21 protein-coding genes are annotated in these 12,878 nt (G+C 36.4%); 15 read left to right on the forward strand and 6 right to left on the reverse strand.

Annotated elements, in window-relative coordinates; genetic code table 11:
* The first annotated feature begins 4 nt into the window (after positions 1-4).
* The 5 genes from DRZ93_RS08355 (at position 5) to DRZ93_RS08380 (ending at position 2,868) form a co-directional block, all read left to right on the forward strand.
* Positions 5-208, forward strand: coding sequence for a hypothetical protein (locus DRZ93_RS08355; protein ID WP_113746314.1), 204 nt, complete (start codon positions 5-7; stop codon positions 206-208).
* Positions 205-1,053 carry a hypothetical protein gene (locus tag DRZ93_RS08360; protein WP_113746315.1) on the forward strand — a complete coding sequence of 283 codons (849 nt, stop codon included), beginning with the start codon at positions 205-207 and terminating at the stop codon, positions 1,051-1,053. Before DRZ93_RS08355 ends, DRZ93_RS08360 begins: the two co-directional genes overlap by 4 nt.
* 8 nt (positions 1,054-1,061) lie before the next feature.
* Complete coding sequence (locus tag DRZ93_RS08365) at positions 1,062-1,700, forward strand: DUF4376 domain-containing protein (RefSeq protein ID WP_113746316.1); 639 nt, start codon at positions 1,062-1,064, stop codon at positions 1,698-1,700.
* 537 nt (positions 1,701-2,237) lie between these two features.
* Positions 2,238-2,417, forward strand: coding sequence for a hypothetical protein (locus DRZ93_RS08375; protein WP_113746318.1), 180 nt, complete (start codon positions 2,238-2,240; stop codon positions 2,415-2,417).
* 169 nt (positions 2,418-2,586) lie between these two features.
* A complete protein-coding gene (locus DRZ93_RS08380) occupies positions 2,587-2,868 on the forward strand; it encodes a hypothetical protein (protein WP_113746319.1) in 282 nt (93 codons plus the stop codon).
* Positions 2,869-2,924: 56 nt separating this feature from the next.
* Here DRZ93_RS08380 and DRZ93_RS08385 read toward each other — a convergent pair whose 3' ends face one another.
* Complete coding sequence (locus tag DRZ93_RS08385) at positions 2,925-3,332, reverse strand: hypothetical protein (RefSeq protein ID WP_113746320.1); 408 nt, start codon at positions 3,330-3,332, stop codon at positions 2,925-2,927.
* Between the two features lie 118 nt (positions 3,333-3,450).
* Between DRZ93_RS08385 and DRZ93_RS08390 the strand changes: the two genes are divergently transcribed.
* Positions 3,451-4,233 (forward strand): DNA adenine methylase, encoded by a 783-nt coding sequence (locus DRZ93_RS08390; RefSeq protein WP_113746321.1) that lies wholly within the window; start codon positions 3,451-3,453, stop codon positions 4,231-4,233.
* A 294-nt stretch (positions 4,234-4,527) separates the two neighbouring features.
* Here DRZ93_RS08390 and DRZ93_RS08395 read toward each other — a convergent pair whose 3' ends face one another.
* The 5 genes from DRZ93_RS08395 to DRZ93_RS08415 all read right to left on the reverse strand — a co-directional run bounded on the left by DRZ93_RS08395 (position 4,528) and on the right by DRZ93_RS08415 (position 7,837).
* Positions 4,528-5,775, reverse strand: coding sequence for an IS256 family transposase (locus DRZ93_RS08395; protein ID WP_113743108.1), 1,248 nt, complete (start codon positions 5,773-5,775; stop codon positions 4,528-4,530).
* A 129-nt stretch (positions 5,776-5,904) separates the two neighbouring features.
* Positions 5,905-6,249, reverse strand: coding sequence for a hypothetical protein (locus DRZ93_RS08400; protein ID WP_113746322.1), 345 nt, complete (start codon positions 6,247-6,249; stop codon positions 5,905-5,907).
* Positions 6,250-6,342: 93 nt separating this feature from the next.
* Complete coding sequence (locus DRZ93_RS08405) at positions 6,343-6,789, reverse strand: hypothetical protein (RefSeq protein WP_113746323.1); 447 nt, start codon at positions 6,787-6,789, stop codon at positions 6,343-6,345.
* Between the two features lie 277 nt (positions 6,790-7,066).
* Positions 7,067-7,303, reverse strand: coding sequence for a hypothetical protein (locus DRZ93_RS08410; RefSeq protein ID WP_113746324.1), 237 nt, complete (start codon positions 7,301-7,303; stop codon positions 7,067-7,069).
* A gap of 144 nt (positions 7,304-7,447) precedes the next feature.
* Positions 7,448-7,837, reverse strand: a complete 390-nt coding sequence (locus DRZ93_RS08415; protein ID WP_113746325.1) for a hypothetical protein — start codon at positions 7,835-7,837, stop codon at positions 7,448-7,450.
* Between the two features lie 285 nt (positions 7,838-8,122).
* Here DRZ93_RS08415 and DRZ93_RS08420 point away from each other — a divergent pair, with 285 nt between their 5' ends.
* The 9 genes from DRZ93_RS08420 to tmk all read left to right on the forward strand — a co-directional run bounded on the left by DRZ93_RS08420 (position 8,123) and on the right by tmk (position 12,875).
* A complete protein-coding gene (locus DRZ93_RS08420) occupies positions 8,123-8,623 on the forward strand; it encodes a hypothetical protein (RefSeq protein ID WP_113746326.1) in 501 nt (166 codons plus the stop codon).
* Between the two features lie 101 nt (positions 8,624-8,724).
* Positions 8,725-8,997, forward strand: coding sequence for a hypothetical protein (locus DRZ93_RS08425; protein WP_113746327.1), 273 nt, complete (start codon positions 8,725-8,727; stop codon positions 8,995-8,997).
* A gap of 9 nt (positions 8,998-9,006) precedes the next feature.
* On the forward strand, positions 9,007-9,291 hold the full coding sequence (locus tag DRZ93_RS08430; RefSeq protein ID WP_113746328.1) for a hypothetical protein: 285 nt from the start codon (positions 9,007-9,009) through the stop codon (positions 9,289-9,291).
* Between the two features lie 17 nt (positions 9,292-9,308).
* The gene (locus DRZ93_RS08435) at positions 9,309-9,689 is read left to right on the forward strand and encodes a hypothetical protein (protein WP_172458136.1); all 381 of its coding nucleotides are present in this window, start codon (positions 9,309-9,311) and stop codon (positions 9,687-9,689) included.
* 215 nt (positions 9,690-9,904) lie between these two features.
* Complete coding sequence (locus DRZ93_RS08445; protein ID WP_113746331.1) at positions 9,905-10,240, forward strand: hypothetical protein; 336 nt, start codon at positions 9,905-9,907, stop codon at positions 10,238-10,240.
* A 46-nt stretch (positions 10,241-10,286) separates the two neighbouring features.
* A complete protein-coding gene (locus tag DRZ93_RS08450) occupies positions 10,287-10,646 on the forward strand; it encodes a hypothetical protein (RefSeq protein WP_113746332.1) in 360 nt (119 codons plus the stop codon).
* A 1,130-nt stretch (positions 10,647-11,776) separates the two neighbouring features.
* Positions 11,777-12,094, forward strand: a complete 318-nt coding sequence (locus DRZ93_RS08455) for a hypothetical protein (protein WP_113746333.1) — start codon at positions 11,777-11,779, stop codon at positions 12,092-12,094.
* A 14-nt stretch (positions 12,095-12,108) separates the two neighbouring features.
* Complete coding sequence (locus DRZ93_RS13555) at positions 12,109-12,252, forward strand: hypothetical protein (RefSeq protein ID WP_172458138.1); 144 nt, start codon at positions 12,109-12,111, stop codon at positions 12,250-12,252.
* Positions 12,253-12,260: 8 nt separating this feature from the next.
* Positions 12,261-12,875: a dTMP kinase gene (tmk, locus tag DRZ93_RS08460; RefSeq protein WP_113746334.1), complete on the forward strand. Its 615-nt coding sequence runs from the start codon at positions 12,261-12,263 to the stop codon at positions 12,873-12,875.
* Positions 12,876-12,878: the final 3 nt, after the last annotated feature.

The raw sequence follows: 12,878 nt of genomic DNA on the forward strand, positions 1-12,878 counted from the left end.
TGTTATGCCACTTATCAAAAAGATTGTACTGCAAAAACAAGGGGTGAAGTATGAGCTTGACCCTAAAACAGCTGTTCCGTCAGAGCAGATTAATAATATTCAAGAGACATTAAACAAGGGCAAGGTTGAATTTGTAGCATCAGCTCCAAGCGAGAAACAACCTAACACATTATATGTAGAACCATTTAACGGCGAGGTATTTTTATGAGTAATATTAAAATCAATGGCTTGGTAGCCGAGCAAATATCTAAAGACTTGGCTACTAAGTTATTAGATAAAACCTATATGAAAAATAAAGACAACGTAACGATTAACGTATCAGCTAATGGCGATGACAGCACAGCAGACGGCACAGAGCAAAAGCCTTTTGCTGACTTACAAAGAGCTGTATCTTATGCTTATCAAAACATTAAAGCCAATACTCATGTGATTATTAATTTCCTAACCGACTTCACGCATTCAGAATATCTTAAGCTAGTACATATACAATGTGGTCGCTACTTGATATTTAGATCTAATGGCCATAATGTAACATTAGGTAGAGTGTTATGTCAGTTAGGAAACTTTTCTTTTGAGGGGATTAACTTTAAACAGACAGATGCAACACAAGAGGTATTAACCGTATCAGCATTGGCTAATGTATATATCATAGAGAACAGCAAGATAGAGTTAGCAGACAGTCCTAAACAAGATATTATTCAAGTGTGGAATGGTACGCTAACATTTGACGATAGAAGCAGTGTTACATTAACCTCTAAGACAGAAGCCCCTAACAATATATTTTTATTCTTGTGTACATATCAAGGAAAGATAATATTCCACAGCTCCCCTAACATTACACTTGAAAATAATTTAAATGCAATTGGATTTTTCAGATGTCATTTAAATTCTTTAATACTCTTTGATAGAAAAGCTGTGTTATCTGCACCTGTTAGAACACAAGCCAAAGCGTACGAGGTAAGAATGGGAGCACACCTTTCATTTAACGGCAGGGGTAAGCCACTAAATCTAGGCGACCTTACCGAGGTAGATCAAACATCATCAATATCTTAGGAGATAACATGACAGACCTAAACGACATTACAGACTTTGAAACTGAAAATGCATACACCCCTTACTACAAGTTAGATAACGGCAAGGTGTATGACAAGGACAAGCTTAAGTTTGTTGACAATTCAGATGCAGATTATAAGGCCTTTATTGATGCAGGTAATGAACCCTTATCAATTAACAATGGCTATACTGTACAGGAATTAAAAGACAGCGTGCTTAAGTTTTATGGTTGGCCTATTGGCGACTGCTTGCTTACATTAGACGAGCTTAAGCAGAATAAATTACTTGAGCTTGAGACAAGGTCGGCTAAGTTTGAGGACAACTTAAACAAAAACATGTACTTTAAATCAAGCCTTGGCTTTAAATGTAATGGCGATAGACGTACTCGCTCCAACCTAGAGGATTTAATATCAACTTTTGCCCTTGTTTCTCAAGGTCAAACTTCAGTTGATTATCGTGACTATGATAACCACGTACAAAAGGTAACCCTTGAAAACCTTAAGACGCTGTTGGCAGAACACATTGGTAATGGTCTTAACATTTATCAGCAAAAGTGGGCATTACAAGATAAGATTAATAATGCTCAATCAGTTGATGAGTTAAATAAAATCAAGATTGAATATGAGATGAAAGATTATACAGCCTAGTTGCTAGGTACAAAAAGAAAGGGCACCCACAAGAGGTGCCTTTTTTATTTACACAATAAAGACCACAAAAGGAGTATAGCATTTAATGCTAAAGTTTTCAGTAAATTTAAAGGATAGAATATGTTTTTTAATCAATTTAAGTGGTTTAAATACCTATATGCTTTATCAGTTCTTGGCTTAATTAATGGAGTTACATTCTTGATTATTTGTATAGGACTAGCAATTAAATAAAACAAAAGGCACCTTAATTCAGTGCCTTTTTTTATTATATATAAACATCTATAAGGACATTATAATTTATGATGAATGTTTTTACAAACAATACGGAGGCTCAAGGCAGTATTGCGTTGATATTGCTTGTGTTATTAAAACTTATGAATGGTGTACCTAAAATTATTTTAGAGTGGTCTATTGTAACTATAGCTGTTCTGTTTGCTATTTATTCGGCCATTGATTTATACAGATTTATTATCAACTAAAACAAAAGGCACCATGATTTAGTGCCTTTTTAAAATACGTTAGATAAGGATATAATAAATGCAGATTACTCTTGATGTCAATGAGTTGTTTTACGTGGTACTGTTTATGGATAACATGAATTTTATAGGGCAATTCTTATTATTTGGTATTGCTGTTTGTGCTTATGGGGTTGGTTTATATTTTATTTTTAAACTAATTAAAGATATTGCTAGCTTTATGAGAAGGTTTAATAAATGAATGATAAGTCAATTTCACAATTAGACAAGCAGAGGCATAAGCTTTTTAATGGAGCCTTTTGGACAAATATTTTAAGGATTTGTATTGCTCTAGGGTTAATAGGGTTAGCTCTTATACCTTACGGAATTTTCTTTTATTTGGTTAATATGTAGTAATATTAGGAGGATTTATGAGAAACTTTTTTAGAAATTTAAAGCAGTTATTAATCTCTATAGACCAAGTCTTGATGTGTTTTATAGGGTTACTAATCAGCATCTTTAAGCATGATTACAAGTGCTATGCAGACATGACAATCAGCGCTAATGCGTGGCGTTTAAATCAAAAAGGATATTGGTATGGCAAGTTGTTAAGATGGTTTATTGATTTGCTATTCAGGCCTTTTGGCAAAGACCACTGCAAAGAGGCATGGGAGAGTGAGGTTAATAAAGCACATCTGCCAACTGATATGTAAATAAAAAAGGTCGCATGCGTCAGTCCCCACTGTCAGACATACAACCTTTTAAGACTTTATTTAGAAAAAATATTTTTTACGGAGTCCTCGTTACTGTCTTTGTGTACGTCACACACAGCCTCGGCATTTAAATATCCATTAGGGGTTGTAATTAATGCTAGCTTTTCATCACGTGCACGCAATTCATTTAAAGCAAAGTAAGCCTCGAGCGCATTACCCTTAATAAAAGAGATATAACCTACATCACCTGAACCAATCCCTGTCTCCTCTAACTCATCTAAAGCCTCTGCAATTGGTATCAGGGCAACCATAAGATTAACTACGGTCTTAGGCTTTTCAGGGTTAAATTTAAACACGGCCTTTAGCAGTAACAAGTCGTTTTCACTTACATGTCTGCCTAAAATCTCAAACAGCTCTTTGTTTTTAAGGTTTATATAAAACTCTTTTGAATTATTAGTTGTCATATGTTTATACCACGGTTAGAAAAGTTTACTTGATTATTATAGGGGCTCATTAATGCGTTGTAAATATGTGTATAATAGTTGTCATCAGAAACTAGACGATTAACCACAGGAACACGACATGCTACCGATACTCAAACACTTAGGTGGAAAGAAACTTGAGATAAGATACTTTGAACATTTAGTACCTACTCACTATGACAGATACTATGAGCCATTCTTTGGTGGTGGCGCTGTGTTTTGGCACTTAGCAAGACCTCACAGTGTTATTAGCGACCTTAATGAAAACATTATTAACTTTTATTTAGAGCTCAAACACAATGCCGAGCAGGTTCGTGCAGACATAGCTGTCTTAAAAGAATATCACGATAGCCTTGAGACCATGGACGCTAAAAAAGCTTTCTATTATGAGGTAAGAGACGCTGTCAATGGGCTTGAGTCTCAATTCATAGGCCTTAACAAGTGGGCCCTATTCTTTACATTAAACAAAATGGCTTTCCATGGCATTGTCAGATATAAAAAGAATGGAGATATTAATTCACACTATGGGTTTAAAGGCAAGTTTCACGGCGCCTATTTACTTGATGAGAACCTAGAGCTCCTTAAGACAACCGAGATCTTATGTGCTGACTATCAGGACGCCCTAAGTACAGCCACTGAAAACGATTTTGTATTCTTAGATCCTCCGTACAATTGTATAGAAAACAAATACGGTAACGGCGCAAAATGGAAAGAGCAGGACTTCATACGATTAAAATCGTACCTATCCACTGCGCCTTTTAAATATATCATGACAATTAACAGCACGGAATTAACGAGGGACTTGTTTGGTGGGCAGGTTAAGGATAAGTATTATAAACACTATTGTTTCAATCGGGAGGGAACGGAGATCTGTGTAAACTAAGATCTCTTATTCTTTAATTGCGCAATTTTAGAATCTAAATTTATGCTATCTTGTTTTTTTCAACAATTCAATACCTCATTTCATGATTTTGCCTCTTCCTGCCCCTGAAAGCCTTTTATGGATTGGCGTAGCCAACCCCGTAGGGGCTTGTCCATAAATGGCTGAGGGGGCAGGAATCCCATGTTTATCACGTTTTGTCTCCCTTGGCTCTATGTTTTACAGGATGCGACAACCCATAGGTAATACGTAGTATTACCTATCCGCGCGGCGGGCTTGCTCCTATACGCTTAAAAACTAGTTTATATATGGCCTTATACGTTCAGCCAGACTATCAATGCATGTCATCTGGTTTAAGACAGATGTCCAGTTCCTGACTCTGCTCACACCCCATTTCTTGGCCAGGTCGCCTGTAATTCTTAAATAAAAGACTTTAAACACGGCATTCTTGTTCTCAAACATACCTATTTTAGTGACCTTACGTAAGCTGGAGTTTACGGCCTCTATAGCATTAGTGGTGTACATGATTTTGCGTATTGCCGATGGATAGTTAAACAGCTGTGTTACATGGTTGAAATTGTTCTCCCACACCCTTATAGCTCCAGGGTATTTATCACCCCATTTGTCTATAAGGTGCAGCAGAGCTTCCTCAGCTGCCTCTGCATTAATAGCTCCATACATTGCCTTGCAGTCGGCACAGAAAGCCTTTAAATCCTTGTAAGGGACATATTTACAGGCATTGCGTATAAGGTGCACAATGCATCTTTGTACAACTGTCTGCGGGAATATAGACTTTACTCCGTCTTCAAGACCAGAGACACCGTCCATAGACAGGAAAAGTATGTCCTTAACGCCTCTGCTCTTGATATTGTCAAATATATTCATCCAACATGACTTTGACTCTGTTGGGGATATATAAAGCCCCAAAACCTCTTTATACCCCTCAGCATCTAAGCCTAATATTACATATACGGCATGATTCTCTGTAGAGCCCTTGTCATTCTTCATCTTGACATAGATGCAGTCTACAAAGACAAAGGTATACAGAGGCTTTAACGGCCTGTTAAGCCACTCATTAACATCCGACAGGATAAGGTCCGTTATAGTGGAGATCTTGTCTTGAGAGAGCTTAAAACCATAGATTTCCTCAATGGTTGAGCTTATATCCCTCTGACTCATGCCTCTTGCATACATGGCCAGGACCTTTTGCTCTATCTGAGATACGTCTTTTTCCCTTTTTGGGATAATTACTGGCTCAAAGGTTCCTTCACGATCACGTGGAGTGTTGATCTCTGCCTCACCAAATGAGCCTTGAATGGTTTTCTTAGAATAGCCGTTGCGCCTGTTGGTGGTCTCCTTCTCATCAGTGCTGCTCTTGCTATAGCCTAAATGAGCATCAAGCTCAGTATTAAGGATCCTTTCAAAAACAGGTGCAAATGCTTCTTTAATAGCATCTTGAGCACTCTGGGCATCTTTTGGGTTGTAGTGCTCCATTATAAGGTCAGCTATCTTTTCAGCCATTGGGCTATGTTTAATTCTTGCCATATTAAGTAAACTCCGATAATGGTTATATTTTAAATCATCTATCTTCGTTTACACAGTTTTTAGTTCACTCTCTTTCAATCAGAATAAAAGAAAGCAGGCAGGTGAGGACACCTTAATCATCACCAATTATTAGCCCTTATCAGCATTTAAAAACCTCATCATCTCCAAGAGCTCGTACTTTGATATAACATCTGTCGAGCTCATCATCTTATTTAACAGGCACCTTTTATCAGCCCTATCTATGAATTTATTTAACTTGGCTCTTGAATTTGCGTGCTTTAAATCTAAGGTCTCAATAAAGATATTCTTATAACGAGGGGTTATATAATCCTCGCCTTTTAACATAAGAACTAAGTCAACATAAGGGATTGCATTTAGGTCTGCATAGCGTCTAACGCTACCATATAGCACTTTAATTTGGTGAGGGACAAATGTGTCTGAATTGAAATAATATATGCCGTCATACTCTTTCATGATACGCTCCACAAATAAACGCTATAGTTTAATTCTATCACACAAATAAAAAAGGCGCCTTATTTAGACGCCTAATTTGTGCCTACTCACTTATTAAATTACCAAGTCATCCCATGTCAGGAACTCACATTCAGTCCATAGCTCTGTATTGTTGGTAAAGCTCAATTGCTCTTGTAAGATGTAGAATTTGTCCTCACCATCATAATGCTTGCATGCGAAGCTGTAGTCCATAAAGTTCCATCTAAACCTAAGCTCGCCATGGTCGTGGCTTATAAGACTGATACTAGCTAAGACACGCTCCATTTTAATATCATCTCTTACTTTTGCTGTCAGGTTGTTAAGAGTCAGTTGTATCTGATATTCCTGTTCATCGGTTAGAACTTCATCAATCGTATTAGTTACACTTTCAAGCAAAAATCCATATTCATAAAAGAAAGGTATCTCGTCATAATATTCCTGATCGTTTATTTTAACAGTGGTTTCAGCAATCAAAACGCCGTCATTAAAACTATAGTCAGCTGTAAAGTTAAAATCGCTCATGATATTTCTCCAAAACTAGGGGTCTGCCCCCTATTCCTCTTTAATTTGGTTTAGTTTTAAAATCGTGCCTACTCACTAGAGGGGCAGGACGTCAGTTTGAAAATCGTACCTACTCACTTGGCCTTTTTTAGGTTCTTTGAGATGGGCACCTGCGTGGTCACAGTTAGCTCGGAGCAACAGCCTGCCTAAGCATAACCTGTGCCAAAATATCCCATCGTGTCAACAATGGGGCACATCTCACATTTTCCTTATTATGGAACATTCCATATTATGGGGCCTAATCCTTAAGTAGGGCAAATACGTATCTATAGTCCCCTCCTTGGTCTTCATCGTTCAGGCACTTGAATAAATGCGCTTTATAGCCCTGTAAATCAATATCAGCCGTATATCCTTGATCGTCCAAGAATTTAATCCACGATTGAAACACGCCCATACGCTCAATAATTGGATCGTCTATAGCGTTTAAATCCGTGTAAAATTCAACCTGAAAATCAGACGCATCCCCTGTGTGCAATTGTAGAACCTTTAAATCATTGTTATAAGGACCGTGTTCACACCAATAGCCAAATATACGCCTATATCTGTAACGCCTATGTTTATGCGTGCTCGCCCATCATGGAGCAAGTCTGTTATATTTTCCTTAATCATAGAAAACCCCTTAAATATCGGATAATAAAGCCCTTTTTATTTCATCTGCACTGCGTGGATCGTCATACATCTTTAATATACTATCAATATCACGATCAACACTTTCAGAAAAAATAAATCTATTTAAAGCTAAGTTTTTTACAGCTTTTAACACCTGATCCCCATTCTGATTTACAGGCGTCTGAATTGGTACACCGTTGTATTTAGCAATCAGGCGCCCTAATTCAGATCTGACCTTATCAGGATCGGTCTCGCGTGTTTTTGCTTGAATTAATTTGTCTATATCACCATACAAGTTTTTTATTTGATTTAGTGATAAAGGCTTGCTATATCCTAAAACCCTTAATAAATGCGATATAGAATCAAATTTGTATCCATATAGTTCTAATCTCGTTCGCATTCACCCCTCCGTGTATTGAACATGTCTAAATATTAGAATATAAGAAAACTTATGTCAATATCTTTTTTAAAAATTTTTTGAACTATTTATATATTTAGATGTATATATCGGTCAATCAAGAAAATTTTTAAAACAAAATCTCTTTAAATTCATTTACTTAGATATTTATTTATAAATTTTAGAAAAATATGCTTGCTTCCCTGATTTTGCGAGCTATACTGTAAACATGTTAAGGGCAAACGCCTAAGAAACTTAAAAGAAACCACTTATATAGGGGGTTATAAAATGAAAAATAACAAATTAAATACAACTTTTAAAATCAGCCGTGATGGCTTTATTGCAGACATTAATTTTAATGAGATAAATATAAATATGGTTTATAACAATAGTTTTAAATTAGATGATTTTATTGAGTTACTAAAAAACAAAAATATTGAACTTGATAATGATGCATTAATTGAATTGGATACAGAATTTAAATCAATAAATGAAAGCGCCGAGGTTTTTAGAATAGAACAGTTAAGCAAGGCAGACTTTCAATATGTTAGTGCTGTATATCAAGGTGGAAGTGTTGAATTCAATATCAAGTTAGGCGCACATTTCTTTGATGTTTATTACAGCCCTCGTTACGGTTTTGAATTTAAATCAATCATGCGTAAAGATGATTTTATCAAGTGTGCTTTTATAAAAAGTAAAGAGGAGATTAAACAGGTATTTAGATATGTGAATATTAGACTTCACGGTCGTGAAAATGCCGAGAGAGCTTGGAAGGCAGGGGTGGTTTAATATGTTAGCAGGAATTATAAGAATGATATTTATATATTTTATAGTGGCATTTATCTTAAATTTTATATTAGTTTTAAGTCAGTTTTTAGAGGGATAAAAATATGAATTGTTTAAAACCTATAGACAATAAACCCCTTTTATTATGGTGTTTATGTGGGTATTCAAAAACAGGATTTAGAAAATACATAAAAGCTAATTTTTACCATAATGGCGAGGTCTATCGTACTTATGAAATTGCAGAAATTTGTGAGTTTAAAATGAAGGATTCTTTACTAATCATAAACGGCACAAACGCCCCTGAAGTTGAGATATTAAAGGCCTTGACTGAAAATTTTAACCTTGATTATAAAGACATAACTGTATCACATTTATAGAGGTGTACCATGGATAAACCAATTTTAAAAGCTGAATTAATAAAACAGATAACATTTTGCCGTTACATAATTAAAGCGTCTTTTTTCTTAGATGGAAAAATTTATAATTCTGAACAAATTGCGCATATTATAGATTGTAAAACCATGAATGACGGCTCTTTATGTATAAAAACGCATTTAAACCCATTTGACGCCATTTTGATAGCTTTATATAAAAAATTAGACTTTGATATATATGCCGTCAAAGATGAATGTAAAAAGACCTTTACTGTTGGATTAATGGGGAGACTTTAAAAATGGATTGTATAACAATGAATGTAAAAATAGATTTAGAGGTTGATGGATTAGAGCCCGTTACTGTATACGGCTATGAGGGGCTTAAGGTTTTAATGAATTTGCAAAATCCTGACAATAATCTATACAACTTTTTATATAAAAATTTTGATTTTGTATATTTAACTATTGAAACCGATTGTAGACGGTTTAGCCATGAAATTCAAAAAATGGATTTATTTTGTTATTTGGATTATTTGGACATGATCCACAATGATGTAAGCACACAGCAAGAATTGAATGACTTTATAGATGAATTATATAGTTACAACTATAGCGATAATGAAACATTTGAGTTTCAAAGTTTGGTTAGTGCTTGGCTGTACATTGAAGGTAATAAAAAAAAGATAGAGGGTTAATAAGATGAATTTAATATTTAACCATGGTAATGATCGCTACATGGCTGAAATTGAAGAGCTGTATATCAATACTAAAAAAAATGGCAAATATCAAACTGTTTAAAGAGGGCTATTCAAATTTGTTTGAGTATATAGGCGTTCAAACTATCAAAGAATGTAAATCAAAGAATGCTTATATCAGGGCTATAAAGGGTTTAATTTAAGAGGCTCAAAAAATGGAATTTAAATCAATATTAAAAGATAAAAGATTGTATAGTGTTAACGCATTAAGCCACATTGTGGCAGGATATGAGTTTGAGCCGTCTGACGGTGACGATCGCTATATTTGGACAAACATGCTACTAAGTGATATCACCAAAGATAAAAAAGACATTGACGCAAATAAAGAGGCGATCGTTTTTGTGGCGTATGACTTAAGCACACAAATGTGTATAGGGGTTGAATTTGACAATATAGACGGCGATCTAGATTATGATGAATGGCTAATCGCTAAAAAAATGACTAAGGCGATCAATTTGGCTTTTAAGCGTGGTACTATCAGGATAGTATAACAATAATAAAGGGCTTCACGGCCCTTTACACATAGGGGATCTAAAAATGACATCTGACTTCATGAAATATAAGCCACGTTGGAACAGTATACCAACATATAAAGAGTATGACTTTGACGCATCTTTGAATTATAAGCCCTTAGAATACTATACATCATTAAGTACAGATGAATACAATAAGCTAGGTACAGAATTAAAGAGCAATATTGAGTTTACTAAATGGGCCTATAAAATTGGTGTAATTGGTGAATATAGATGCAGATACATGGTTAAAAAGCTGACATTAAAGCATAAAATTTATAATTTCTTTAATGGGCAGGTATTTTGGTGGATTATTGTGCCTGTAACGTCATGTATTTGTATATCGTTTTTTGTTTGGTGGATCCTTGAATTGTTAGGGTTTTAAAGATAAATATTTGATTTTAGGGGCTTTAATGCCCTTTTTTTTATGTCTGCTATCAAAGTGGCGTGATATGTATGTTTATTTGATGCTATTCAGTGCATAAAGTAGCGTAAAGCCGTGATATTGTTCTAAGCGTTTTAAAAGTATTGACAGCGTTGTATTTTAAGGTTTTAATTGTATTCAAGGGGTAACAATCTCACGCGCGCGTCCTAGTATATATATTATATAGTTATCTAGTATCTAGTATATCAAGTATCAAGTGCTACAAAGACCGATCAGCGTATTCAGCGCTTTGCAGTTCGGTACATAGTGCTACTACTTAACTTAGGCTAACGCCACCACACCCCTCCTCACCACACCACACAAACATATCTTAGTATCGTATCAAGTATCAGGGGAGGGGCAGGGGTGGTACATGCATGTCACGTGTACAGGGTTATGCCGTTATCCTGATACGCCGTTAAGCTGATATAGCTTTATGACGTTATGCCATTATGCCATAAGTAAACCCACAAACAAACAACTTTGAAACTTTGGACTAAGTGAATTACAGGGCTAAGGGATCCAATAGGCAGGGTTTTGGTGATAGGTATGCACGGCGTGACGGTATGGGGCTGAATGGTTGGGGGCTGATTGTGGTAATCAGATTAAAGCCTTAAGTATCAGGGGCAGGGGCGTGGTATGGGTCAAATGTGGGTCACCTTGAGAGTAATCAGACAAGTTTCTGTACTACCTGTATGGTTTCAAATGCGTATAAAAATTAGAGGTACCCCATTCGCTTTTAGACCCCTTGCCCCCACGCGATACGGTGCCTACTCTATATAACCCCTCCCAAAATTTTTCTGATTTTCAAAACTTTGACCCTAGGCTTCCTTATGGGCGTGACATGGTACTTGTTATGATCCTAGGGTCTCTGTTTTGGTTTTTGGTGAGAGGAGTAACTTGACATGATGCTTATAACTCTCTTAAGTCTGATTGTTATCCCTAGACTTATTATGTATGTATCTGACAGGTTATTCTTTAGGGCTTGTGACGACAGGATAAAAGGAAAACTGCATTCTAATCACAATTCTTTTGAACAGCAAGCCAAGGCATGGCGAGATATGTGGGACGGAAATTAAATAGGAGTTTATATGATAAGTAAAGATGTTGTGGTGCTGACGGTGGTAGCGTTCCGTATGTGGTGCTATATGACAAAACCACTCATAGCTATAAAGGCTTTCTTGGTGGCTGTAGGTCTTTTATGTCTATTCCCATACCTAGAGGCTATAGACGCCCTCGCTCCTGCAATTAAAGTCCTAGATGTGGTAGTGTTCCTTATCCTTATATTTGGCACTATAGGCTATGGGTTTTATGCGTCATTCATGGCCGTTAATTGCAATATAGCTGTACATGACGACCCTCTGCTCTATATAAACAAATACGGTCAGGATTTTCTCAAAGTGGATTAAGTACGGAGGCTTTTATGCTAAACAAACTCAAAGAATTTATTATGTCTGCGCTCTCTAGCGACAAAGACGAGGCCGATAGCGCTAATCGCCTGCTGTCTGTTATCGCCCTATCACTTGTTATCATGACCTTTACAGGCGTGTTTGTTATATTAAACTAGAGGACTATATGAATAAAGGAATATATATAGCATTGGAAGGTATGGACGGTGTAGGCAAAAGCACAGTGATGCCGTACATAGAGGACTATATCAAGTCTAAGGGACGTGAGGTGGTAACCGTCCGAGAGATAGGCTCTACACCTTTAGGCGAACGGTTGCGTGACATTATCAAGTCCAACTGCCCTATGGACGCCACAAGCGAATTCCTCTTAATGCTCACAGCTCGGCATCAGCTTTTTAACGATGTAGTGCGCCCTGCCCTTGCCGATGGAAAGGTTGTCATATCTGATAGATACTATATGTCAACAATAGCCTATCAGTGCGCAGGGCGTCGGCTAAACTATGCACTTGTTGAGACTATGCATAAAAACTTGAGCCTATGGACTTATGCTGATTATGTCTTTATCCTGCAAAAACCTTTTGACGATGCTATAAAAGCTCAAGGTGGGGGCGATCGTTTTGAGAGCAGTCTAGACTATCAGCTCCGTGTTTATAACTTTTACGCTAATCAGGGCTATCCTGTCTTTGATAAAAAGAATTGTGGCCATATCTTTAATATAGATGTTCACCCTGATCCTAATGTCACTGCTAGACATGTCACAAATAAGCTAAGTTTCCTTTAATGA

Source organism: Anaerobiospirillum thomasii (assembly GCF_900445255.1).
GTDB classification, from domain to species: Bacteria; Pseudomonadota; Gammaproteobacteria; order Enterobacterales; family Succinivibrionaceae; genus Anaerobiospirillum_A; species Anaerobiospirillum_A thomasii.